The 23,576-nt window shown below is 60.3% G+C and carries 24 protein-coding genes; 13 read left to right on the top strand and 11 right to left on the bottom strand.

The window, feature by feature from the left end:
* The first annotated feature begins 94 nt into the window (after positions 1 to 94).
* Positions 95 to 826, top strand: a complete 732-nt coding sequence (locus AB4Z35_RS19025) for a carbonic anhydrase (protein WP_008002240.1) — start codon at positions 95 to 97, stop codon at positions 824 to 826.
* Positions 827 to 916: 90 nt separating this feature from the next.
* Complete coding sequence (locus AB4Z35_RS19020) at positions 917 to 2,443, top strand: SulP family inorganic anion transporter (RefSeq protein ID WP_442098643.1); 1,527 nt, start codon at positions 917 to 919, stop codon at positions 2,441 to 2,443.
* An 83-nt stretch (positions 2,444 to 2,526) separates the two neighbouring features.
* Here AB4Z35_RS19020 and AB4Z35_RS19015 read toward each other — a convergent pair whose 3' ends face one another.
* Positions 2,527 to 3,177, bottom strand: coding sequence for a hypothetical protein (locus AB4Z35_RS19015; RefSeq protein ID WP_008002236.1), 651 nt, complete (start codon positions 3,175 to 3,177; stop codon positions 2,527 to 2,529).
* A 370-nt stretch (positions 3,178 to 3,547) separates the two neighbouring features.
* Between AB4Z35_RS19015 and coxB the strand changes: the two genes are divergently transcribed.
* The 4 genes from coxB to AB4Z35_RS18995 all read left to right on the top strand — a co-directional run bounded on the left by coxB (position 3,548) and on the right by AB4Z35_RS18995 (position 7,932).
* Positions 3,548 to 4,675 carry a cytochrome c oxidase subunit II gene (gene coxB / locus AB4Z35_RS19010; protein WP_442098641.1) on the top strand — a complete coding sequence of 376 codons (1,128 nt, stop codon included), beginning with the start codon at positions 3,548 to 3,550 and terminating at the stop codon, positions 4,673 to 4,675.
* Between the two features lie 82 nt (positions 4,676 to 4,757).
* On the top strand, positions 4,758 to 6,350 hold the full coding sequence (gene ctaD / locus AB4Z35_RS19005) for a cytochrome c oxidase subunit I (RefSeq protein WP_442098639.1): 1,593 nt from the start codon (positions 4,758 to 4,760) through the stop codon (positions 6,348 to 6,350).
* A gap of 117 nt (positions 6,351 to 6,467) precedes the next feature.
* On the top strand, positions 6,468 to 7,019 hold the full coding sequence (locus AB4Z35_RS19000; RefSeq protein WP_008002230.1) for a cytochrome c oxidase assembly protein: 552 nt from the start codon (positions 6,468 to 6,470) through the stop codon (positions 7,017 to 7,019).
* A gap of 25 nt (positions 7,020 to 7,044) precedes the next feature.
* Positions 7,045 to 7,932 (top strand): cytochrome c oxidase subunit 3, encoded by an 888-nt coding sequence (locus tag AB4Z35_RS18995; protein ID WP_008002228.1) that lies wholly within the window; start codon positions 7,045 to 7,047, stop codon positions 7,930 to 7,932.
* A gap of 91 nt (positions 7,933 to 8,023) precedes the next feature.
* On the opposite strand, the gene AB4Z35_RS18990 is transcribed toward AB4Z35_RS18995, so the two are convergent.
* Positions 8,024 to 8,227, bottom strand: a complete 204-nt coding sequence (locus AB4Z35_RS18990) for a twin transmembrane helix small protein (protein ID WP_007969817.1) — start codon at positions 8,225 to 8,227, stop codon at positions 8,024 to 8,026.
* A gap of 71 nt (positions 8,228 to 8,298) precedes the next feature.
* Here AB4Z35_RS18990 and AB4Z35_RS18985 point away from each other — a divergent pair, with 71 nt between their 5' ends.
* From AB4Z35_RS18985 to AB4Z35_RS18965, 5 genes are read left to right on the top strand one after another with little or no spacing between them, the layout of a single operon-like run.
* Complete coding sequence (locus tag AB4Z35_RS18985; RefSeq protein ID WP_442098637.1) at positions 8,299 to 9,039, top strand: SURF1 family protein; 741 nt, start codon at positions 8,299 to 8,301, stop codon at positions 9,037 to 9,039.
* Positions 9,005 to 9,598: a hypothetical protein gene (locus AB4Z35_RS18980; protein ID WP_442098636.1), complete on the top strand. Its 594-nt coding sequence runs from the start codon at positions 9,005 to 9,007 to the stop codon at positions 9,596 to 9,598. The genes AB4Z35_RS18985 and AB4Z35_RS18980 overlap by 35 nt, the downstream gene beginning before the upstream one ends.
* A 10-nt stretch (positions 9,599 to 9,608) precedes the next feature.
* Positions 9,609 to 10,679, top strand: coding sequence for a COX15/CtaA family protein (locus AB4Z35_RS18975; protein WP_442098635.1), 1,071 nt, complete (start codon positions 9,609 to 9,611; stop codon positions 10,677 to 10,679).
* Complete coding sequence (cyoE, locus tag AB4Z35_RS18970) at positions 10,667 to 11,566, top strand: heme o synthase (protein ID WP_008002219.1); 900 nt, start codon at positions 10,667 to 10,669, stop codon at positions 11,564 to 11,566. The genes AB4Z35_RS18975 and cyoE overlap by 13 nt, the downstream gene beginning before the upstream one ends.
* A complete protein-coding gene (locus tag AB4Z35_RS18965; RefSeq protein WP_008002216.1) occupies positions 11,563 to 12,198 on the top strand; it encodes an SCO family protein in 636 nt (211 codons plus the stop codon). Before cyoE ends, AB4Z35_RS18965 begins: the two co-directional genes overlap by 4 nt.
* 174 nt (positions 12,199 to 12,372) lie before the next feature.
* Here AB4Z35_RS18965 and AB4Z35_RS18960 read toward each other — a convergent pair whose 3' ends face one another.
* From AB4Z35_RS18960 to zur, 7 genes are all read right to left on the bottom strand, one after another.
* The gene (locus AB4Z35_RS18960) at positions 12,373 to 13,143 is read right to left on the bottom strand and encodes a MetQ/NlpA family ABC transporter substrate-binding protein (RefSeq protein ID WP_116262472.1); all 771 of its coding nucleotides are present in this window, start codon (positions 13,141 to 13,143) and stop codon (positions 12,373 to 12,375) included.
* A 62-nt stretch (positions 13,144 to 13,205) separates the two neighbouring features.
* Positions 13,206 to 13,880: a methionine ABC transporter permease gene (locus tag AB4Z35_RS18955; RefSeq protein WP_008002212.1), complete on the bottom strand. Its 675-nt coding sequence runs from the start codon at positions 13,878 to 13,880 to the stop codon at positions 13,206 to 13,208.
* Complete coding sequence (locus tag AB4Z35_RS18950) at positions 13,880 to 14,887, bottom strand: methionine ABC transporter ATP-binding protein (RefSeq protein WP_442098634.1); 1,008 nt, start codon at positions 14,885 to 14,887, stop codon at positions 13,880 to 13,882. The genes AB4Z35_RS18955 and AB4Z35_RS18950 overlap by 1 nt, the downstream gene beginning before the upstream one ends.
* Positions 14,888 to 15,215: 328 nt before the next feature.
* Positions 15,216 to 15,932 (bottom strand): PA5502 family lipoprotein, encoded by a 717-nt coding sequence (locus AB4Z35_RS18945; RefSeq protein ID WP_442098633.1) that lies wholly within the window; start codon positions 15,930 to 15,932, stop codon positions 15,216 to 15,218.
* A gap of 37 nt (positions 15,933 to 15,969) precedes the next feature.
* Positions 15,970 to 16,758 (bottom strand): zinc ABC transporter permease subunit ZnuB, encoded by a 789-nt coding sequence (znuB, locus tag AB4Z35_RS18940; protein ID WP_204932720.1) that lies wholly within the window; start codon positions 16,756 to 16,758, stop codon positions 15,970 to 15,972.
* The gene (gene znuC / locus AB4Z35_RS18935) at positions 16,751 to 17,536 is read right to left on the bottom strand and encodes a zinc ABC transporter ATP-binding protein ZnuC (protein ID WP_007989407.1); all 786 of its coding nucleotides are present in this window, start codon (positions 17,534 to 17,536) and stop codon (positions 16,751 to 16,753) included. Before znuC ends, znuB begins: the two co-directional genes overlap by 8 nt.
* Positions 17,536 to 18,018 carry a zinc uptake transcriptional repressor Zur gene (gene zur, locus AB4Z35_RS18930; RefSeq protein WP_007989409.1) on the bottom strand — a complete coding sequence of 161 codons (483 nt, stop codon included), beginning with the start codon at positions 18,016 to 18,018 and terminating at the stop codon, positions 17,536 to 17,538. Before zur ends, znuC begins: the two co-directional genes overlap by 1 nt.
* 66 nt (positions 18,019 to 18,084) lie before the next feature.
* Here zur and znuA point away from each other — a divergent pair, with 66 nt between their 5' ends.
* Entirely contained in the window at positions 18,085 to 19,005 is a 921-nt protein-coding gene (gene znuA / locus AB4Z35_RS18925) for a zinc ABC transporter substrate-binding protein ZnuA (RefSeq protein WP_008002198.1), read from the top strand.
* A gap of 49 nt (positions 19,006 to 19,054) precedes the next feature.
* Here the strand turns inward: znuA and AB4Z35_RS18920 are convergent, their stop codons facing one another.
* A complete protein-coding gene (locus AB4Z35_RS18920; RefSeq protein ID WP_442098631.1) occupies positions 19,055 to 20,005 on the bottom strand; it encodes a homoserine kinase in 951 nt (316 codons plus the stop codon).
* A 60-nt stretch (positions 20,006 to 20,065) separates the two neighbouring features.
* Complete coding sequence (locus AB4Z35_RS18915; protein ID WP_007989414.1) at positions 20,066 to 20,353, bottom strand: DUF2782 domain-containing protein; 288 nt, start codon at positions 20,351 to 20,353, stop codon at positions 20,066 to 20,068.
* A 74-nt stretch (positions 20,354 to 20,427) separates the two neighbouring features.
* Here AB4Z35_RS18915 and polA point away from each other — a divergent pair, with 74 nt between their 5' ends.
* The gene (gene polA, locus AB4Z35_RS18910) at positions 20,428 to 23,232 is read left to right on the top strand and encodes a DNA polymerase I (RefSeq protein ID WP_442098629.1); all 2,805 of its coding nucleotides are present in this window, start codon (positions 20,428 to 20,430) and stop codon (positions 23,230 to 23,232) included.
* The last annotated feature ends 344 nt before the right edge of the window (positions 23,233 to 23,576 follow it).

The raw sequence follows: 23,576 nt of genomic DNA, 5'->3' as shown, positions 1-23,576 counted from the left end.
TCGAGCTGTTTGACCTGGATGTTTTTCAACCAGCCACTGGCTTCACACCGGACAACACGGGATGGCTCCCTGAGCCCGTCAATGAGGATGAATCATGAGTGATAAGGATAAACAGCCGTTGGCTGCATCGGCTTCGCCCGAACCCGAAGCGGAAACCGCCGATGCAGCGTTGCAGCATATCGTTGACGGCTTTTTGCATTTTCATCATGAGATCTTTCCGCAACAGGAAGAACTCTTCAAGAAACTCGCCACCGCCCAGCGGCCGCGAGCGATGTTCATCGCTTGCGCCGATTCGCGCATCGTTCCCGAATTGATTACACAGAGCTCCCCCGGCGATCTGTTCGTGACGCGCAATGTCGGTAACGTCGTGCCGCCTTACGGGCAAATGAACGGCGGTGTTTCCACAGCCATCGAATACGCCGTGCTGGCTCTGGGGGTTCATCACATCATCATTTGCGGGCATTCCGATTGCGGCGCCATGCGTGCGGTGCTCAACCCGGACAGTCTGGAAAAAATGCCCACGGTCAAAGCCTGGCTGCGGCATGCCGAAGTGGCGAAGACCATGGTGCAGGAGAATTGCAACTGCTCTAGCGAAAGCGAAAGCATGCACATCCTCACCGAAGAGAATGTGATCGCCCAGTTGCAGCATCTGCGCACCCATCCGTCGGTGGCCTCGCGTATGGCCAACGGTCAGTTGTTCATTCACGGCTGGGTCTACAACATCGAAACCAGCGAAATCAAAGCCTACGACGCCGATAAAGGCTGTTTCCTGCCGCTCAATGGCAGCCTGCCAATTCCCGTGGCGACGCCCAAAGCGCGCTTCTAAATCCCCCTAAATCGTTGTGTGGTTCAGCCGAGGCTGCCGTTCAGGCAGCCTGGCTTTGCCATGCCTGAAGAAAACTTCGGGAGACTCACCATGCGTGCTGCTCGACTCAAAGCTGTTCTGCCACGGGAGCTGCTGGCTTCGGTGGTTGTGTTTCTGGTCGCCCTGCCCCTGTGCATGGGCATTGCGATTGCCTCGGGACTGCCCCCGGCCAAAGGTCTGATCACCGGCATCATCGGTGGTCTGGTAGTCGGTTGGTTGGCCGGTTCGCCGTTGCAAGTCAGCGGCCCGGCGGCGGGCCTGGCGGTTCTGGTATTCGAACTGGTCCGCCAACACGGCATCGCCATGCTTGGGCCCATTCTGGTGCTGGCGGGTTTGCTGCAACTGTTGGCCGGTCGTTTGAAGCTGGGCTGCTGGTTTCGGGTGACGGCGCCGGCGGTGGTGTACGGCATGCTGGCCGGGATCGGCGTGCTGATCGTCCTGTCTCAGGTGCATGTGATGCTGGATGCCGTGCCCAGACCCTCGGGCCTGGATAACCTGGCAGCCTTCCCGGCCGTACTGGCTCAGGCATTGCCCACGCTTGGCTGGCAAGCCGGTTTGCTCGGGTTATCGACCATCGCCGTGATGTGGCTATGGGAAAAACTGCGCCCGCATTCCCTGCGCTTTATTCCGGGCGCCTTGCTCGGCGTGGGTCTTGCCACTACCGCCAGTCTGCTCATGTCGTTGCAGGTCAAGCGGGTGGAAGTGCCGGCCAATCTGGCTGAAGCCATTGATTGGATGCGACCGGCAGATTTGCTCAATCTGGCAGACCCTGCCCTGCTCATCGCCGCCTTTGCCGTGGCCTTCATCGCCAGCGCCGAAACCCTGCTCTCGGCTGCCGCAGTAGACCGGATGCACAGCGGCCAGCGCTCGGACTTCGATCGGGAACTCTCGGCGCAAGGTGTCGGCAACATGCTCTGCGGCCTGCTCGGCGCACTGCCGATGACGGGCGTGATCGTGCGCAGCTCGGCTAACGTCCAGGCAGGCGCCACCACCCGTTACTCGACGATTTTCCACGGCCTGTGGCTGCTGGTGTTCGTGTTGTTGCTGTCCAGTGTCCTGCAAAGCATTCCGGTAGCGAGCCTGGCGGGCGTGCTGGTGTACACCGGTTTCAAACTGGTGGACCTCAAGGTCTTTCGTGGCTTGGGCCGGTATGGCCGGGCGCCGATGTTCACTTACGCGGCAACTGCGCTGGCCATCGTTTTCACGGACCTGCTGACTGGCGTGTTGATTGGCTTCGGCCTGACGCTGGTGAAACTGGCGCTGAAAGCTTCGCGATTGAAAATCAGCCTGATCGACCTGCCTCAGGAAGGGCAAATGGAATTGCGCCTGGTGGGTGCGGCGACCTTCCTCAAAGTGCCGGCGCTGACCCGGGTGCTGGACAGCATTGCGCAGGGTACGACCGTGCATGTGCCGCTCAATAACCTGAGCTACATCGATCACTCGTGTCTGGAGCTGCTGGAGGAATGGGGTCGGGCGAATGCGGCCAAGGGGTCGAAGCTGTTGATTGAATCGCGGGGATTGAAGCGTCGGCTTGAGGGACGGGTGCGTACCAACACAGGAATTGGTGCGGCTGGCTGAGGCGAAAGCGGCGTGTCAGTCGACATCAACGTTGAATGATTGACCGTATTCGCGAGCAAGCCCGCTCCCACAGGTTTCAGGGATCAAGCCGCCGGCTGATCCAGCTCCAGGCCTACGCCCAAACGGCGGGACATGCACGGCCAGCGTTTCCATGCGGCGCCGGTGTCCGGGCTGCTGAGCTTGTCGCGGTAGGTTTCCACCGACTCCAGCGCAAAACTCTCTTCGTTGAGCATTTCGTCGATGGCGTGATGCACCGCTTCGTCCAGTTGGTTGGCGAACGACTCACCGATCAATTGGTGAGCAATCAGGTTGGCGACAGTCATGTCCAATGGGATCAGTGGCTGGCCGAAATGCTTGATGTACAGGTCGTTGACCTCTTCGACAAACCGGTGCGCCAGATAGGCTTCATCCAGCAGGCTGTCGAGCCCGACATGGCCGGCCATGATGGCTGGCGGCTGGAGAAAGTACTGTTCGGCGATTTTCAGCACCGGTTTGATCTGTGACTCAATGCCCGCTTCCCTGGCGACTTCATTGGCTGCATCCAGCAGATCGGGCACTTCTTCGATGTAGGCGGCGACAAAACGCGTCAGCACGCCATTGGCGTCCGCTTCCGGCAATTGGATCGCCGGGTGTAGGTGAGGCAGTTTACTTTCCAGCTGACGCGTCAGCAGGCCGGTCTCGGCTTCGTGTTGTTGGGCTTTTTGGATCTGCTCGCGCAATGCGGCGGTGTTCATGAAAACTCCAGGAAACAAGGCAATGAAATAGGGAAGACATAACTTAGCTGGCTTACGAAAAATGCTAAGACGCATTTGTCATAATTATTTCATCCTTGAGACGGTCCCGTTATATCGATTGGCCACCACTCGTCTGCATCCTTCTCCATTCGTGCCCTGCAAAGCAAGTTAATGCTGTTTCAGATGATTTACGCCTTCGCGTTGCGAGGTCAGAGGTGCTGTCTATACTCGGGTTGGAATGGAGTTAGCTGATGACGCCCGACTGCATATGCAGCAAGGCACGGCGATTCAAGTTCGTAGTCTGATGCAGCCGCTCCCTTGCCGCAGGTGAAAGCCGGCGGGATAACAAGAACGATAAGGGGAACCCGCAATGATGCGACATCCACATGTCTGGATGGGCCTCCTGCTGTGGTCGATTTTCAGTCAGGCGCAAGCGGCCTGGACTGTGAATATGGCGCCTGGAGCGACTGAAATCAGTCACGCAGTATTCGACCTGCACATGACCATTTTCTGGATCTGTGTGGTGATCGGCATCATCGTTTTTGGTGCCATGTTCTGGTCGATGATTCTCCACCGCCGCTCGACCGGGCAGGTGGCTGCCAAATTTCATGAAAGCACCACTGTCGAAATCCTCTGGACCATCGTGCCCTTCCTGATCCTGGTGGCCATGGCGGTTCCCGCTACCGCGACCCTGATCAAGATGTACGACGCCAGCGAGCCGGAAATCGATATCCAGATCACTGGCTACCAGTGGAAGTGGCACTACAAATACCTGGGCCAGGACGTCGAGTTCTTCAGCAACCTGACCACCCCTCAAGATCAAATCCACAACAAGGAAGCCAAGGGCGAGCACTATCTGCTCGAAGTCGACAAGCCATTGGTGCTTCCGGTCGGCACCAAAGTGCGCTTTCTGGTGACCTCCGCCGACGTGATCCACTCCTGGTGGGTGCCGGCTTTCGCGGTCAAGCGCGACGCGATTCCTGGGTTCGTCAACGAAGCCTGGACCCGCATCGACAAGCCCGGCATCTACCGTGGCCAGTGCGCCGAGTTGTGCGGCAAGGATCACGGCTTCATGCCGACGGTGGTCGAGGTCAAGGAAAAGGCCGATTACGAAAAATGGCTGGCCGATCGCAAGGTCGAGGCCGCGCAACTCAAAGAGCTGACCAGCAAGGAATGGACACTCGACGAGCTCAAGGATCGCGGCGACAAGATCTATCACACCACCTGCGTGGCCTGTCACCAGGCCGAAGGCCAGGGCCTGCCGCCGATGTTCCCGGCACTCAAGGGTTCGAAAATCGCCACCGGGCCGAAAGAGGCTCACCTGAGCATTGTCTTCCACGGCAAGCCTGGCACCGCGATGGCGGCGTTCGGCAAGCAACTCTCGGAAGTCGATATCGCGGCGGTCGTGACCTATGAACGTAATGCCTGGGGCAACAACAAAGGCGACATGGTCACGCCTAAAGAAGTGTTGGAGCTGAAACAGGCGGAAAGCAAATGACCCGGTCTATTGCGCACGTACGGAACCGGTCGGGGCTATGCACCCCGGCCTGCCCAGCCCATCTGTTTGCAGGAGACAGGACATGACTGCTGTAATCGATGAACATGTTCATACCGCCACCGACCACGCCCACGGCCCCGCCAAAGGCTTGATGCGCTGGGTGCTGACCACCAACCACAAGGACATTGGCACGCTGTACCTGTGGTTTGCATTCTCCATGTTCCTGCTCGGCGGCTCGTTCGCGATGGTGATTCGTGCCGAGCTGTTCCAGCCGGGGCTGCAAATCGTCCAGCCGGAATTCTTCAACCAGATGACCACCATGCACGGCTTGGTAATGGTCTTCGGTGCGGTGATGCCGGCCTTCGTCGGCCTCGCCAACTGGATGATCCCGCTGATGATTGGCGCGCCGGACATGGCCTTGCCGCGGATGAACAACTTCAGCTTCTGGCTGTTGCCGGCAGCGTTCCTGCTGCTGGTATCGACCCTGTTCACCTCCGGCGGCGGGCCGAACTTCGGCTGGACCTTCTATGCACCGCTGTCGACGACCTATGCGCCGGAAAGCGTGACCTTCTTCATCTTCGCCATTCACTTGATGGGGATCAGTTCGATCATGGGGGCGATCAACGTGATCGCCACCATCCTCAACCTGCGCGCCCCCGGCATGACGTTGATGAAAATGCCGTTGTTCGTCTGGACCTGGCTGATCACCGCGTTCCTGCTGATCGCGGTGATGCCGGTACTGGCGGGCTGCGTGACCATGATGCTGATGGACATCCACTTCGGCACCAGCTTCTTCAGTGCCGCCGGTGGCGGTGACCCGGTGCTGTTCCAGCATGTGTTCTGGTTCTTCGGCCACCCCGAGGTGTACATCATGATCCTGCCGGCGTTCGGTGCCGTCAGCTCGATCATTCCGGCCTTTTCGCGCAAGCCATTGTTCGGCTACACGTCGATGGTCTACGCCACGGCGAGTATCGCGTTCCTGTCGTTCATCGTCTGGGCGCACCACATGTTCGTGGTCGGCATTCCGCTGGTGGGCGAGCTGTTCTTCATGTACGCCACGCTGCTGATCGCGGTGCCAACGGGCGTGAAGGTGTTCAACTGGGCCAGCACCATGTGGCAAGGCTCGCTGACCTTCGAGACGCCGATGCTGTTCGCCGTGGCGTTCGTGATCCTGTTCTCCATCGGCGGGTTCTCCGGGTTGATGCTGGCCATCGCCCCGGCGGATTTCCAGTACCAGGACACCTACTTCGTGGTCGCGCACTTCCACTATGTACTGGTGCCGGGGGCGATCTTCGGGATCTTCGCCTCGGCCTACTACTGGCTGCCGAAATGGACCGGCCACATGTACGACGAAACCCTCGGCAAGCTGCATTTCTGGCTGTCGTTCATTGGCATGAACATGGCCTTCTTCCCGATGCACTTCGTGGGACTGGCGGGCATGCCGCGGCGAATTCCGGATTACAACCTGCAATTCGCCGATTTCAACATGGTGTCGTCGATTGGCGCATTCATGTTCGGCTCCACGCAGATCTTCTTCCTGTTCATCGTGATCAAGACCATTCGCGGTGGTCCGCCAGCACCGGCCAAACCGTGGGACGGGGCTGAAGGCCTGGAGTGGAGTATTCCGTCGCCGGCGCCGTATCACACCTTCACCACGCCGCCGGAAGTGAAATGAACACCTGCCCTTCTGTGGGAGCGAGCTTGCTCGCGATAGGGCCAAATCGGTGTGTCAGACACACCGCTATCGCGAGCAAGCTCGCTCCCACAGGGATTGGTGTGGAGGTTTGCAATCATGGCTGACTCGATTTCGTTGAAGAAACTGGTCACCCGCCTGTTGCTGGTGGTGGTAGCGATGTTTGTGTTCGGGTTTGCGCTGGTGCCGATCTACGACGTGATGTGCAAGGCCTTCGGCATAAATGGCAAGACCGCCGGGCAGTACGAGGGTGAGCAGACGGTCGACACCTCGCGGCAGGTGCGCGTGCAGTTTCTTTCAACCAATTCCGCCGACATGCCCTGGGATTTCTATCCCAAGGGTGAGGAATTGACGGCCAACCCTGGGGCAGTGAACGAGATGATCTTCATTGCGCATAACCCCACCGACCGCCCTATGAGCGCCCAGGCAGTGCCGAGCATCGCGCCCAGCGCGGCGGCGGCGTACTTCCACAAGACCGAATGTTTCTGCTTTACCCAGCAAGTGCTGCAGCCCGGTCAACGGATCGAGATGCCGGTACGTTTCATCGTTGACCGTGACATGCCCAAGGATGTGAAGCACCTGACGCTGTCTTACACGCTGTTCGATATCACCGCCCGACATCCACCGGTAGCTGTAAACACTGGCGGCTGAGCGTGCCCGATAAGGAGAACAATAAATGGCAACTCATGAACATTATTACGTTCCCGCCCAGAGCAAATGGCCGATCATCGCCACGCTCGGCATGGTCACCACCGTGTACGGCCTGGCTACCTGGTTCAACGATCTGAAAGCGGCGCGCCCGGAATCCCACGGGCCGCTGATCTTTTTCGTCGGCGGGCTGCTGCTGGCCTACATGCTGTTCGGCTGGTTCGGCACTGTGATCAAGGAAAGTCGCGGCGGTTTGTACAGCCCGCAAATGGATCGCTCGTTCCGCTGGGGCATGAGCTGGTTCATTTTCTCGGAGGTGATGTTCTTCATCGCCTTCTTCGGTGCACTGTTTTATGTGCGTAACATTTCCGGCCCGGCCCTCGGCGGTGACGGCGCAAAAGGTATCGCGCACATGCTGTGGCCGAACTTCCAGTTCACCTGGCCGCTGCTGAACAACCCCGATTCGAAACTGTTCCCGCCACCCAAGGAGGTCATCAGCCCCTGGGGTCTGCCGCTGCTCAACACCGTGTTGCTGGTGAGCTCCAGCGTGACTGTGACCATCGCCCACCATGCCTTGAAAAAGGGCCATCGCGGCGCACTGAAATTGTGGTTGGCGATCACCGTGTTGCTGGGCTGCGGGTTCCTCACTTTCCAGGCTGAAGAGTACATGCACGCCTACCGCGAACTGGGCCTGACCCTGGGTTCGGGCATCTACGGCGCGACGTTCTTCATGCTCACCGGGTTCCACGGTGCCCACGTGACCATCGGCACCATCATCCTGTTCGTAATGCTGATGCGGATCATGCGCGGGCACTTCGACGGTGATCACCAGTTCGGCTTCGAAGCTGCGAGCTGGTACTGGCACTTCGTGGATGTGGTGTGGATCGGACTGTTCGTTTTCGTCTATGTGCTCTAAAGCAGCTTGTAGGAGCGAGCTTGCTCGCGAAGGTGTGTCAGACACTTTGATTTCGACTGATACACCTTCGCGAGCAAGCTCGCTCCTACAGTTACCACGGGGCGTGCGACACCAACTGGCCGCTGAAAAAGCCCCAGGTGATCAAACCGAGGGTAATGGCGGCCAAGGTCACACGAACACTCAAGGCAATGACGAGGCGGTTTGAGCGGCTGTCGTCCTTGACCAGAAAAAACAGGCCGCTGAACAGGCTGACAACCGTGGCAATCAGCATCAGGACGATGGCTGCTTTGAGCATGGTGAGACTCCGGGGGGACAAGCGATGCTCTTAAGTATAGCTATCGCGATGACCGACTTTCTGGCGATGCCATGAAGCGCTTTCGGCCGGGAATCGTGCCAACGCTGATGGTGGCGCTGTTGCTGCCGCTGCTGGTGTCCCTGGGGTTCTGGCAATTGAGCCGGGGCGCGGAGAAAAGCGCGCTACTGCAAACCTACGCCGAACGCCGCGCCGCCGAGCCGATGGCCAGCTCCGAGCTGCAACATACTCAGGACCCGGCCTTCCGCCGGGTTCGCCTGCATGGCGAGTTCGATGCCGCCCACAGCCTGTTGCTGGACAACAGTCAACGCAACGGCAAGGTTGGCGTCGAGCTGTTGCAACCGTTTCACGATCAGGCCACCGGGCTTTGGCTGCTGGTCAATCGCGGCTGGTTGCCCTGGCCGGACCGCCGCACACCACCGCAATTCAAGACGCCTGCCGAAGCAGTCAGCCTCGACGCGTGGGTCTACGTCTCCCCCGGTGCGACGTTCCAATTGCACGCAGATCCCACAACGTTGACATGGCCGAAGCTGATTACGGCCGTTGAGCCAACCAGGCTCTGGACGGCACTGAACCGCGAAGGCTTTGCCTACGAACTACGCGCCGAAACCGGCCCCGTCACCTATCAAGCCGACTGGCCGGTGGTCGCCACGGGCCCGGAAAAACACATCGCTTATGCCGTGCAGTGGTTCGCCATGGCGATTGCCCTGTTCGGTCTTTATCTCTATCTCGGCTGGCACAACGCAAAGGAGAAACACCATGGGAGCGGCCATGAATCCACCCAGCATGTCTGAGGCGAAACCGTCGGTGAACCGGCGCAAGGGCCGCTTGCAACTGCTGCTGATACTTTTCGGGGTAATCGGTCCGATGATCCTCGCCACCGGCATGTACAAGCTGAATTTCTGGGTGCCCGAGGGCCGCATTTATCACGGCGAACTGATCGGCAACGGCCAGACCCGCGCCGATATTGGCGTGCCGGCGCAGGACGATCGCTGGCAGATGCTGGTGACGGCGCCCAAGGATTGCGCGGTGGACTGCCAGCAACTGGTGTATCTGGCGCGGCAGATCCAGATCGGCCTCGGTCGCGATGCGTCCCGCGCCAGCCATGCATTGGCCGCCGCGCAGACGCTGAACAGCGATTACGAGACTAAACTTCAACGCGAGTACCCGCAGTTGCAACGCTATTCACTGGACTTGCCGACCTACACTAAAGGCGCTCAGACCAATGACGCGCCGCACCTTTGGATCATCGACCCTCATGGCAATCTGGTGCTGCGCTACGACCCGTCGGTGAAGGGCAAGGACCTGCTCAACGACCTGCGTCACCTGCTGAAACTGTCGAACATCGGATAAGGGCATCGTCATGGCCAAACCTGGATTTCGCCTCGCGCTGTTTGCCACCTTGCTGGCACTGATTGTGGTGTTGCTCGGCGCCTACACCCGCCTGACCCACGCCGGCCTCGGCTGCCCGGACTGGCCTGGCTGTTACGGCTTCATCAGCGTGCCGAAAAGCGAAGTCCAGCTGGCCCATGCCGAATTGCATTTCCCGGACGCCCCGGTCGAGGCCCACAAGGGCTGGAACGAGATGATCCACCGCTACTTCGCCGGTACGTTGGGGATGTTGATCGCGGTGTTGGCCGGTCGTGCGTGGGTGCATCGCCGCCATCCGGGGCAACCGGTGAAGCTGCCGTTGTTCCTGCTGGCGGTGGTCCTTGGCCAAGCCGCGTTCGGCATGTGGACGGTAACGCTCAAGCTCTGGCCGCAGGTGGTCACCGGGCATTTGCTTGGCGGCTTCGCGACCTTGAGCCTGTTGTTTCTGCTGACCTTGCGCCTGTCCGGCGTACTGCCAGCGCTGACCGTGCCACGACGCTTGCAGTACTGGGCGACTGCGGGGCTGCTGCTGGTGATCGGGCAAATCGCCCTCGGTGGCTGGGTCAGTTCCAACTACGCCGCCGTGGCCTGCATCGACTTTCCGACCTGTCACGGCCAGTGGATGCCGCCCGCCGACTTCGCCAATGGTTTTCACCTGACCCAACACATCGGCCCGAATTACCTCGGCGGGCAACTGGACAGCGACGCCCGCACGGCCATTCATCTGACCCATCGCATCGGCGCGTTGCTGGTCACCCTGGTATTGCTCGGTCTGGCCTGGCAATTGAAGGTGGTCGGCATGACGCGCCTGGCAGGCCTGGTGCTGATCGCCCTTGGCGCACAAATCACTTTGGGCATCAGCAACGTGCTGTTTCATCTGCCGCTGCCGGTGGCCGTCGCACATAACGCGGGCGGCGCGGCGCTGTTGTTGACCATGGTGCTGGTTAATTATCACGCCCGAACCAGTCTGGTCCGGGTCAAGCAAGCGCGCTGGCACTTCAGCCCGCGTAAACACTCAGCCGGGCCCATAACAATAAAAGGAGAGATGCCATGGCGATTCTGATCGGCGAACGTCCCAGTCAGGCGATCTGGCGTGACTACCTGGAACTGACCAAACCCAAAGTCGTGGTGCTGATGCTCATCACTTCACTGGTGGGGATGTTCCTCGCAACCCGCGCCGGGGTGCCGTGGACGGTGCTGATCTTCGGCAATCTGGGCATCGCCCTGTGTGCCGGTGGCGCGGCGGCGGTCAATCATGTGGTGGACCGGCGCATCGACGCGATCATGGCGCGCACCCACAAACGGCCGCTCGCCGAAGGCCGGGTTTCGCCGACCGCCGCGTTGACGTTCGCGCTGGTATTGGCCGCCCTCGGGCAAGCCATGCTGCTGGCGTTTACCAACCCGCTGACCGCGTGGCTGACCCTCGCCTCGTTGCTCGGCTATGCGGTGATCTACACCGGATTCCTCAAGCGCGCGACTCCGCAGAACATCGTCATCGGTGGTCTGGCCGGTGCCGCGCCGCCATTGCTCGGCTGGACCGCTGCCACCGGTCACGTCAGCGCCGAGCCGCTGCTGCTGGTGCTGATCATCTTCGCCTGGACCCCGCCACACTTCTGGGCGCTGGCGATCCATCGCAAGGAGGAATATGCCAAGGCCGACATCCCGATGCTGCCGGTCACCCATGGCGAGCACTACACCAAGGTTCATATCCTGCTTTATACCTTCGCGTTGCTCGCCGTCAGCCTGATGCCTTATGTGATCCACATGAGCGGCACGCTCTACCTGGTCTGCGCGCTCGGGCTGGGCGCGCGGTTTCTGCATTGGGCCGTGGTGCTGTACCGTGGCACTCGGCCGCACGCGGCGATCAACACGTTCAAGTACTCTATTTACTACTTGTTCCTGCTGTTTATCGCCCTGCTCGTAGACCACTACTTACTGTTGAACCTATGACTCGAACCCAGAAAACCGTCTTCATACTCGTCGCCCTGATCGCGCTGATCCTGGGCCTGACCGTCAACAAGGTACTGTCCGGGAAAAACCAGGGCGATCCGACGGCGCTGATCGACGCCGGCATCATTTTGCTGCCGCAGAGCCGTAATCTGCCGGACGTGACGATGACCAATCAGGACGGCCAGCCGATCACGATCAATGAGTTGAAGGGCAAGTGGAGCCTGCTGTTCTTCGGCTACACCTTCTGCCCGGACATCTGCCCGACCACCCTCGCCCAACTGCGACAGATCAAAAGCGAGTTGCCGCCAGAGGCCGTGGATAAACTGCAAATCGTGCTGGTCAGCATCGACCCCAATCGCGATACACCCAAGCAGCTCAAGCAGTACCTGGGCTACTTCGACCCGCAGTTCATCGGCCTGACCCCGGCGTCGACCGAAGAGCTGCAAAAGGTCGCCAACGCGGTGAGCATTCCGTACATTCCGGCGGACACCAGCAAGCCGAACTACACCGTTGACCACAGCGGCAACCTCGCGGTGATCGGGCCGGATGGCACCCAGCGCGGGTTTATTCGGGCGCCGTTGAATAATGCGAAGCTGGTGGCGCAGTTGCCGGTGATGCTCAAACGCAACTAAAGACACCGCTAAACCTGTGGGAGCGAGCTTGCTCGCGATGAGGCCGTAACATTCAACATCTACATTGACTGATACACCGCCATCGCGAGCAAGCTCGCTCCCACAGGGGGACGATGTTTCTGGCACAAAAAAGGGGCGCATTCGATGCGCCCCTTTTTTGTTGCTTTCAGTCGGTCAGAACGCCGGCACCACCGCGCCTTTGTACTTCTCGAGGATGAAGGCTTTCACTTCCGGGCTGTGCAGGGCAGTAACCAGTTTCTTCATCGCTTCGCTGTCCTTGTCGTCCGAACGGGCAACCAGGATGTTCACGTACGGCGAGTCGCTGCCTTCGATCACCAGCGCATCTTTGGCCGGATCGAGCTTGGCTTCCAGCGCGTAGTTGGTGTTGATCAGCGCCAGGTCGACCTGGGTCAGCACGCGCGGGATGGTCGCGGCTTCCAGCTCACGGATTTTCAGGTCCTTGGTGTTCTCGGTGATGTCCTTCACGGTCGACAGGATGTTGTTCGAATCCTTCAACTTGATCAGGCCGGCCTTGGCCATCAGCAACAGTGCGCGGCCGCCGTTGGTGGCATCGTTCGGGATGACCACGTTGGCACCGCCAGGCAGCTCGGCGAGGGTCTTGTACTTGCTGGAGTAAGCGCCCAGGGGTTCCAGATGCACGCCAGCCACGGAAACCAGGTGGGTACCCTTGGCCTTGTTGAACTCATCCAGGTACGGCTGGTGCTGGAAGAAGTTGGCGTCCAGGCGCTTTTCCGCGACCTGTACGTTCGGCTGGATGTAGTCGGTGAAGACTTTGACCTTCAGGTCCACACCTTCTTTGGCCAGGGCTGGCTTCACGAATTCGAGGATCTCGGCGTGTGGCACCGGGGTGGCCGCGACGGTCAGGGTTTCAGCGTGGGCAGAGAACGCGGCAACGGCCGCGAAGGCCACGAGTAGTTTTTTCATTCAGCTAACTCCTTGTGCGGCGCCTACTTGCGGCGCCTGCCAGCGAATGGCCGGCTCATGTCTTATTTACGGGAGAAATGCACAACCAGTTTGTCGCCAACGGTTTGCAGTACCTGGACCAGTACCAGCAGCAACACCACTGTCACCACCATCACATCGGTCTGGAAACGCTGGTAACCGAAGCGGATCGCCAGGTCACCCAGACCACCGGCGCCCACGACACCGGCCATCGCCGTGTAGGACACCAGTGTAATGGCTGTCACCGTAATCGCCGCGAAGATGCCCGGACGAGCCTCCGGCAGCAAGGCATTGGTGATGATCTGCCGTGTGGTTGCACCCATGGCCTGGGTCGCTTCGATGATGCCGCGATCCACTTCACGCAGGGCGGTTTCCACCAGACGGGCGAAGAACGGCGTGGCACCCACCACCAGCGGCGGGATCGCCCCCGCGACACCGAGGGATGTGCCGGTGATCAACACGGTGAACGGAATCATCACGATCAACAGGATGATGAACGGCAGCGAACGCAGAATGTTCACCACCAGCGACAACATCGCGTAGACGCCTTTGGCTTCCAGCAACTGGCGCGGGCTGCACAAGAACAGCAGCACGCCCAGCGGCAAGCCGAGCAGCACGGTGAACAACAGCGAACCGCCAAGCATCAGCAAGGTGTCGCCAGTGGCCAGCCAGATTTCGAACCAGTCGATATTGGCGAAGAAACTTGTCAGGGCTTCCATTAGCGCAGCACCTCCATGTGAACGTCGGCTGCGGTGAAGCGGGCGAACGCTGCTTCCATGTCACCGCCAGTGACGGCCAGGGTCAGTTGCCCGTAAGGGATGTCTTTGATGCGGTCGATGCGACCGGCCAGGATGCTGTAGTCCACACCGGTTTCCCGGGCGACGGTGCCCAGCAACGGCGCGTAGGTCGCTTCGCCCTGGAAGGTCAGGCGCACGATGCGCCCCGGCACGTGAGCGAAGTCGTCACGCTGTTCGTTTTCGTCGATCTGCTCGTCTTCCTGCACGAAGCGCTTGGTGGTCGGGTGCTTCGGATGCAGGAACACCTCGGCCACCGAGCCTTGCTCGACGATCACGCCGGCGTCCATCACCGCGACCTGGTCGCAGACCCGGCGGATCACGTCCATCTCGTGGGTGATCAACACGATGGTCAGTTTCAGCTCGCGGTTGATCTCGGCCAGCAATTGCAACACAGATGCCGTGGTTTGCGGGTCGAGGGCGCTGGTGGCTTCATCGCACAGCAAAATTTTCGGCTTGGTCGCCAGGGCGCGGGCAATGCCGACACGCTGCTTCTGCCCGCCGGACAATTGCGCCGGGTACTTTTTCGCGTGGTCGGACAAGCCGACCCGTGCCAGCAACTCGGCCACGCGGGAGTCGATCTCGCTGCGCGACAGCTCGCCGGCCAGGGTCAGTGGCAGCGCGACGTTGTCGGCGACGGTCTTGGAGGCCAGCAGGTTGAAGTGCTGGAAAATCATCCCGACCTGCTGACGGAAACGTCGCAGGCCGTTGGCGTCGAGAGCGGTGACTTCTTCACCGTCGACGGTGATCTTGCCGCCACTGGCGTTTTCCAGGCGATTGATCAGACGCAGCAGGGTACTTTTTCCTGCACCGGAATGACCGATCAAGCCAAAAACCTGCCCGTTCTCAATCGTCAGACTGGTCGGATGCAGGGCGGGGATTTCCTTACCGGCGACGCGGTAGGTTTTGTGGACGTTTTGAAACTCGATCACGTAGCGAACCTTGTGGGGCGCGTTAGAAAAGGATCAGCGGTTAGCCGGGCGCGCATTTTAGCCTGTCCGTATAGAGGTTCTTAGCATTTATTTCGCATTTGTCCTGTCATTTGGCAATAACGCGATCAAAGGTCAGAAAAAAGGAATGGCTAAATTTGGGGGCGGGAGGCGAAGGCCAAGGCGATTCAGGTCTGAGAGCTTTACTGCCAGACAGGACGCCTTCGCGGGCAAGCCCGCTCCCACAGGGTTCCGGGTTGGTCACTTACTTGGCGGCTAACTCGGACATTGTGGGAGCGGGCTTGCTCCGGGCGGCGTTCCGACGATGCCTTTAAGATTTGCGAGGCGTCAGGACCATCTGCGCCGGAACACTGCGCAAAATCTGCCGCTCCAGCTTCAGATCAAACTCAGGATCGAGCTTGTTCACCCGTTTGGTCAGCAAATTAGCCAGCCAAGGGTAATCGTTGGTGCGCGGCGCCTGAATGCTCACGTCGCACTGAAAGTTCACCACATCGGCGGCGATCGCATCCAGTTGGCGGCGCAGTTTGCCCATGTCGTTGATGTTCAGCGCGACTGTGGTGCTTTCAGCCGTCAGATCGATCACCTTGGCTTTGGGCTTGGCTTCGGCAGCCTTGAGGGCGGCTTCGGCCTTTTCCAGCTCGGCCTTGCGCGCCTCGGCAATCGAGCCGTTGACTCCGCCGGTCAATGCCGGAGCCTTGGGCATCAAGGCGCGGGCACGGCTCAGGGCGGTCGCGGCGGCATCCACGTCACCCTTTTGCAGCACGATCTGGCTGCGGCGCAGGTAGGCTTCGGCCAGTTGCCGCTGGTATTGCTCAAGGGACGCATCGTTGGGCGATTCGGCCTGCAAGGCTGCCAACTGGTCTTCGGCAGTGGCCAGTTCATCGCTGGCGATGTGTTGTTCCAGCTGTACGATGGCCGCGGCCCGTGCATCGGCGGCCTCGGTGGCCGCCGGTGGCGTGCTTTGGCAGGCGCCCAGCAGCAAAGAAAATGCGACAAGGAGCAGATAACGGGAGGCGAACGACTTCATTCCTGCGACTCTCTATTTGCGCAAAAAACGAGCAAGTCTACACCCCTCGACGGGGCAGAACAAAACTCAGCAGAAACAGCACGGCGGCCGTGACTACAATTGACGGGCCGGCCGGGGTGTCCTTGAACCAGGACAGCGCCAGCCCGCCACACACGGCGAGTATGCCCAGCAAGCTCGCGCCCAGTGCCATCTGTTCCGGCGAGCGGGCGTGACGTTGTGCCGCAGCGGCCGGGATGATCAGCAATGAAGTGATCAGCAATACGCCGACGATTTTCATCGCCACGGCAATCACCACGGCGATCAACAGCATCAGCGCCAGGCGCAATCCCGCCACGGGCAAACCTTCGACCCTGGCCAGTTCTTCATGCACGGTGATCGCCAGCAATGGGCGCCACAACGCAACCAGCAAGACCAGTACCGCAGCGCTACCGCCCAGGATCCAGGCCAGATCGGTCGGACTGATCGCCAGCAGGTCGCCGAACAGATAGGCCATCAGGTCGATCCGCACTTCGTGCATGAAGCTTAGTACCACCAGGCCCAGGGAGAGCGTGCTGGGTGCAAGAATTCCCAGAAGTGTGTCAGATGCCAGTGGCTGGCGTTGTTGCAAAGTCACCAGCAACACCGCCAACAGCAAGCAGCCAACGGTCACGGCAACGGTCGGGCTGACATCCAGCAGGAAGCCCAGGGCCACGCCGAGCAATGCGGCGTGGGACAGGGTGTCGCCGAAATAGGCCATGCGCCGCCAGACCACGAAAGACCCCAACGGGCCTGCGACGACGGCCAGGGCCAAGCCTGCAAGCAGGGCGTAGAGCAGAAAATCAGCCATGCTTGCAGCTATCTCCGTGTACATGGGGTTGGCCCGACGCGGGCGCCTTGACCACCGAGCCATGCAGGTCGTGGGCGTGGTCGTGATGGTGGTGATAAATCGCCAGGCTTTGTGCGTTCTTTCCGAACAGCTCGACGAAAGCCGGATCGCCGCTGACCTGCTCGGGATGGCCGGAACAGCAGACGTGACGATTGAGGCAAACCACCTGATCCGTGGTGCTCATCACCAGATGCAAATCGTGGGAGACCATCAGCACGCCACAACCGTGACGGTCACGCAGGCGGGTGATCAGGCTGTACAGCTCAGCCTGGCCGGCCACGTCGACACCCTGTACCGGTTCGTCGAGTACCAGCAGTTCCGGTTCGCGCAACAAGGCCCGGGCCAGCAACACGCGTTGCATTTCTCCACCGGAAACGCTTTGCACCGGGCTGTCGATTACCTGTTCGGCACCGACTTCCTTGAGTGCCGCCAAGGCCATCGCCCGGTCCACGCCCGGCACCAGGCGCAAGAAGCGCAGGACCGACAGCGGGAGGGTCGGATCGACGTGAAGTTTTTGCGGCATGTAACCAACCCGCAGTTTCGGCTTGCGCCAGACGCTGCCGCTGTCCGGTTTCAACAGGCCGAGCACGGCGCGCACCAGTGTGGTTTTGCCGGCGCCGTTGGGGCCGATCAGGGTCACGATCTGCCCCGGCTCGACGCTCAGCTCGATGTTGTCCAGCACCGGTTGCCCGGCGAACGTGACCGCAACCTGCTCAAGACGAATCAGCGCGTTGCTCATCAAGCCCCCTGGCAACCCGAGCAGAGACCGATCACTTCGACGGTCTGGCCTTCGACGATAAACCCGACATCCCTGGCACTGGCGATGATCGCGTCGCTGATGGATTTTTGCTCAAGTTCGATCGCGGCGTGGCACACGCGGCAGATCAGGAACTGACCCTGGTGAGCATGTTCCGGGTGATTGCAGCCGATGAAGGCGTTGAGCGAGGAAATCCGATGGACCAGGCCGTTTTCCAGCAGGAAATCCAGCGCGCGATACACCGTCGGCGGCGCGGCGCGGCGGCCGTCCTGCTCGCTGAGGACCGCGAGAATGTCGTAGGCGCCCAGGGGCTTGTGGCTTTGCCACACCAGTTCCAGCACCCGCCGGCGCAATGCGGTCAGGCGCAGGCCTTGACGTGCGCACAGGGCATCGGCCTCGGACAAAGCGCTGTGAACGCAATGTGAGTGGTCGTGGGGACGGCTGGCGATCGGTGTTTTTAGCATGAGCGGCGACGAGTTTTGTGAGAGACGTTATTATGTTACCCGTTCTCGCCTCTTCGAGTGGTCATCGTGTCCCGACTTTTTTCTATCTTTGTCGCATTTATCGCAAGTTTTCTGCTGATCGGTTCGGCGCAGGCCGAGGTCAAGGTCCTTACCAGCATCAAGCCTCTGCAGTTGATCGCCGCAGCGGTGCAGGACGGTGTGGCGATTCCTGAAGTTTTGCTGCCACCGGGTGCCTCGCCGCATAACTATGCGTTGCGCCCTTCCGACGTACGCAAGGTGCAATCGGTGGACCTGCTGTACTGGATCGGCCCGGACATGGAAGGTTTCCTGCCACGCGTGCTCAATGGTCGTACGCTGCCCAGCGTCGCCGTGCAGGATTTGCCAGGTATGAAACTGCGCCGCTTTGCCGAAGATAGCCACTCCCACGCCGAAGAAGCCGACGAACATGACCACGATCACCGTCCTGGCAGCCTGGATGCGCACCTGTGGTTGTCGCCGGTTAACGCCCGGGTCATCGCCACGAAAATGGCCGCTGACCTGAGTGCCGCCGATCCGGACAATGCCGCACGCTATCAAAGCAATCTGAAAGCCTTCGACGAGCGCCTCGATGCGTTGGATGCGCGCCTGAAGAAACGCCTGGCCGATGTTCAGGGCAAACCCTACTTCGTGTTCCACGAAGCTTTCGACTACTTCGAAGATGCCTACGGCCTCAAGCACGTGGGGGTGTTCAGCGTCGCGGCCGAAGTGCAGCCCGGTGCCCAGCATGTCGCGGCGATGCGCGCGCGTTTGCAGGAAGTCGGCAAGACCTGCGTGTTTAGCGAACCTCCGCTGCGTCCGCGCCTGGCGGAAACCCTGGTGGCGGGTTTGCCGGTGAAGCTGGCTGAACTGGATGCGCTGGGCGGGTACACGCCGGCGACTGCCCAAGGCTATGAGCAGGTGCTGGAGAAATTGGGGAATGATCTGGCGGGGTGCCTGGAGTCGTTGTAACCGACACCAAACCCTGTGGGAGCAAGCTCGCTCCCACAGGTCAAAGCCTTTAAAGGGCGAAAGGCAACGGCGTATTGACCGTCTGCCGCTGCGCCAGGCGCAACTGGAACTCCATCGGATCGTGAATCAGCACATCCTGCCCGGCGAAAGCCTGCGCCGCGATCAAGCGTGACAACCAGAACCGTACGCAAGCCACCCGCAGCATGGTCGGCCATAACTCGGCTTCGGCAGCGGTGAACGGTCGCAAGGCCGCGTAAGCGCCCAGCAAGGCCCGCGCTCGCGGTCCATCGATCACGCCATCGTCGTCCGAGCACCAGTCGTTCAAGGCAATCGCCACGTCGTAGAGCATCGGCCCGGAGCAGGCGTTGTAGAAATCGATCAGCCCGGTCAGGTGCGTGCCTTCGAACATCGCGTTGTCGCGGAACAGGTCGGCGTGAATGTTCGCCCGCGGCAGTGCCAGGATTTTTTCTTTCTGCCGGGTGATTTCTTCCAGTGCCCGCTGCAGCAGGTCTTTCTGCTCGGCACCGAGGTGCGACAAAAACTGCGTACCCTCTTCCAGCATCCAGTCCAGACCGCGATCGGTTTTGCGCATGATCATGTTGGCCTGGGTCGCCAGGTGCAGATGGCCGAGCAACCCACCGACCTGCGCGCAATGTTGCGCGTTGGCTTGCTTGATGTGCTTGCCGGCCAGGCGCGGTTGCAGTAACGCAGGTTTGCCCGCCAGTTCGCGCAAGGCCACGCCGTCGGTGGTGCGCAGGGCGTAAGGCACCGGCAGGTCGGCGCCGTGCAGCACGTCGAGCAACTCGATGAAGAACGGCATTTCCTGAACCGGACCGCGCTCGACCAGGGTCAGGACAAATTCGCCCTGCTCCAGGCTGATAAAGAAATTGGTGTTTTCGCTACCGGCGGCAATCCCCTGGAAATCAAGCAGGCGGCCGAGGCCATAAGGGGCGAGAAAAGCTTCCAGCTCGGGCCGAGCCAGGGGGGTGAACACAGACATGTTTAAACTGCCAGTACGGGCGCTGCTGTTGAGCCAGCGCCGATTAAAGTTAAGGACGACTTACCACTTAAAAATTTCCCACGCCGGAATCAGCATATCCGGGTAATCAGAGCGGATGAAGTTACCTTCTGATCCGTCGGCGCGTACCAGGAAATACGGCTTGCCGCCTTTGGGCGTGACTTTGATCGCATACAGAAAGCCGTTTTGGCGGTATTCCTGGATGAGCTTGTCCCCTTCCGTGCGGATCGTGACATCTGGCTCCGGTGTCGGCGCATCGTCCGCCGCCATGACGGCCAATGGGGCGATTGCAAACAAGCCAGCCAGCAACAGGCGATTTGGTGTGCGCATGATAACCTTGTCCCTTTGTCGTCAACGGTCCCGCTATTCTAGCGCCGGACCCGCCGAAAAGGTTGATCCTGCTCATGAGCCAAGCCCCCCTCGTCCTGGTGGACGGTTCTTCTTACCTGTACCGCGCCTTTCACGCGCTGCCGCCGCTGACCACGTCCAAAGGCCTGCCGACCGGCGCGGTCAAGGGCGTATTGAACATGCTCAAGAGCCTGCGCAAGCAGTATCCGGACAGTCCGTTCGCCGTGGTGTTCGACGCCAAGGGTGGGACTTTTCGCGATGACATGTACGCCGAATACAAGGCCAACCGTCCGAGCATGCCTGACGACATGCGCGTGCAGATCGAGCCGCTGCACCAGAGCGTGATCGCCCTGGGCTTCCCGCTGCTATGCGTCGAAGGCGTCGAGGCCGATGACGTGATCGGTACCCTGGCCCGCAGCAGCGCGGCGGCGGACCGTCCGGTGATCATCTCCACCGGTGACAAGGACATGGCGCAACTGGTCGACGGCCACATTACCTTGGTCAACACCATGACCGGTAGCAGCATGGACGTGGAGGGCGTGAAGGAGAAATTCGGCGTCGCTCCCGAACAGATCATCGATTATCTGGCGCTCATGGGCGATTCTTCCGACAACATTCCGGGCGTTCCGGGTATCGGCCCGAAGACGGCTTCAGGCCTGCTGGTCGGTGTGAACGGCGGCCTGACCGAGCTCTATGCAAAGCTCGACATCGTGCCGACCCTGCCAATTCGCGGCGCAAAGACCCTGCCGGCCAAGCTCGAAGAGCACAAGGAGATGGCCTTCCTTTCGTATCAACTGGCGACCATCAAGGTTGACGTGCCGCTGGATATTGGCCTCGACGACTTGCAAATGGGTGCGGAAGATCCGGCGAAACTCTACGAGTTGTACAGCCTGCTGGAGTTCAAGAGCTGGCTGAACGACCTTGATCGCGACGCCAAACGCCTGGAGCTGAGCGCTGCCGCCGAGCCTGCGCCGGCCGCCGATCTGTTCAGCGAACCAGAGGCCGAAGCACCGGCCGCCCCTGCTGAAGCCGCCTATGAAACCATCCTCGATCAGGCGCGGTTCAATGCCTGGCTGGAAAAACTGAACAACGCCAAGCTGTTTGCCTTCGACACCGAAACCACCGGCATCGACGCGCAGCAGGCACAACTGGTGGGCCTGTCGTTCGCGGTTCAGGCTAACGAAGCGGCCTACATCCCGTTGACCCATTCCTACATCGGCGTGCCGCAGCAGCTGGATCGTGACACGGTCCTGCGCGCGCTCAAGCCGATTCTGGAAGACCCGAACAAGCTCAAGGTCGGCCAGCACGCCAAGTTCGACATGAACATCCTGGCCAACTGCGCCGTCGGCGGTGATCAGGACAACGGCATCACCGTGCGCGGCATCGCCTTCGACACCATGCTTGAGTCCTACGTGCTCAATTCCACGGCCACGCGCCATGACATGGACAGCCTCGCGCAGAAGTATCTGGACCACACCACGGTGAGCTTCCAGGACATCGCCGGCAAAGGCGTGAAACAGCTGACGTTCGATCAGATCGCCCTGGAGCAGGCCGGGCCTTACGCCGCCGAAGATGCGGATATCACCTTGCGTCTGCACCAGACCCTGTTTGAAAAGCTCTCGGCCATTCCGAGCTTGGCCAGCGTACTGACTGACATTGAAATTCCGTTGGTGCCGGTGCTGGCGCGTATCGAGCGCCAAGGCGCATTCGTCGACGCCGCCTTGCTGGGCGTGCAAAGCATCGAACTGGGCGACAAGATGGTGGCGCTGGAGCGTGAGGCCTTCGAGATTGCCGGCGAGGAATTCAACCTCGGCTCGCCCAAGCAACTTGGCGTGATCCTTTACGAGAAGCTCGGCCTGCCGGTATTGAAGAAAACCGCTAAGGGCCAGCCATCCACCGCCGAAGAAGTGCTGGCCAAACTGGCTGAAGACGACTATCGGTTGCCGAAAGTGCTCATGGAATACCGTTCCATGAGCAAGCTGAAAAGCACCTACACCGACCGTCTGCCGGAGCAGATCAACCCGCGTACCGGGCGGATCCATACCTCGTATCACCAGGCGGTAGCGTCCACCGGGCGGCTGTCCTCCAGCGATCCGAACCTGCAGAACATTCCGGTGCGCACCGCCGAAGGGCGTCGCATCCGCCAGGCCTTCGTGGCCCCGACTGGTTACAAGCTGCTGGCGGCGGACTACTCGCAGATCGAGTTACGGATCATGGCGCATCTGTCCCGGGATGAAGGGCTGATGAACGCCTTCCGCCACAATCTGGACGTACACACCGCGACCGCCGCCGAAGTGTTCAAGGTCGAACTGGCCGACGTGACCTCCGACCAGCGCCGTAGCGCCAAGGCGATCAACTTCGGCCTGATCTACGGCATGGGTGCGCAGAAGCTCGGCAAGGACATCGGCGTCGACACCAAGACCGCCAAGGCCTACATCGATACCTACTTCGCCCGATACCCCGGCGTTCGCCAGTACATGGACCGCACGCGCGCCCAGGCCGCCGAGCAAGGTTATGTCGAGACGTTCTTCGGCCGTCGCCTGTACCTGCCGGATATCAATTCCAACAAGCCGCAAGAACGTGCCGCCGCCGAACGCACGGCAATCAACGCCCCGATGCAAGGCACCGCTGCGGACATCATCAAGAAAGCCATGGTCGCGGTGGATAACTGGCTGACCGCGTCTGGCCTTGACGCCAAAGTCATTTTGCAGGTGCACGATGAACTGGTGCTTGAGGTGCGAGAAGATCTGGTCGACCAGGTTCGCGATGAAATTCGCGTGCACATGAGCGAAGCCGCGAAACTGGATGTGCCGTTGCTGGTCGAAGTGGGTGTTGGAAATAACTGGGATGAGGCTCACTGAGCCTTCCTGTAGGAGCGAGCTTGCTCCTACAGAAAAATGTCGTGTTCTGCTGCGGCATAGTGCCGCGGCAGAAGGGCGCAAATCGCTTGGTCCGGAAAATTATCAGAGTTATTCCAAAGCCATTTGAAAAAAATCTGAACTAATCTTGTGAACCACCACTCAGAGTTACTGAATGGCTGGTGAAGCCCTTCGATGCTCCTATGTTGTGTTAAGTGTTGGCAGATATCTGGACCCCGCCCTAGCGGTCTAGAGCTTGAACCCMGGAACTTCCTCMTCCCCATAGAAGTCCGGGGTTTTTTTTGCCCGCAGAAAACTGCCTGGGGGACGTCCCAGGCAGTTTTCGT

This window comes from Pseudomonas sp. KB_15 (assembly GCF_052114525.1).
Taxonomy (GTDB): domain Bacteria; phylum Pseudomonadota; class Gammaproteobacteria; order Pseudomonadales; family Pseudomonadaceae; genus Aquipseudomonas.
The sequence above is the reverse complement of the archived record's forward strand: the minus strand, read 5'-3'. Positions and strand labels throughout refer to the sequence as shown.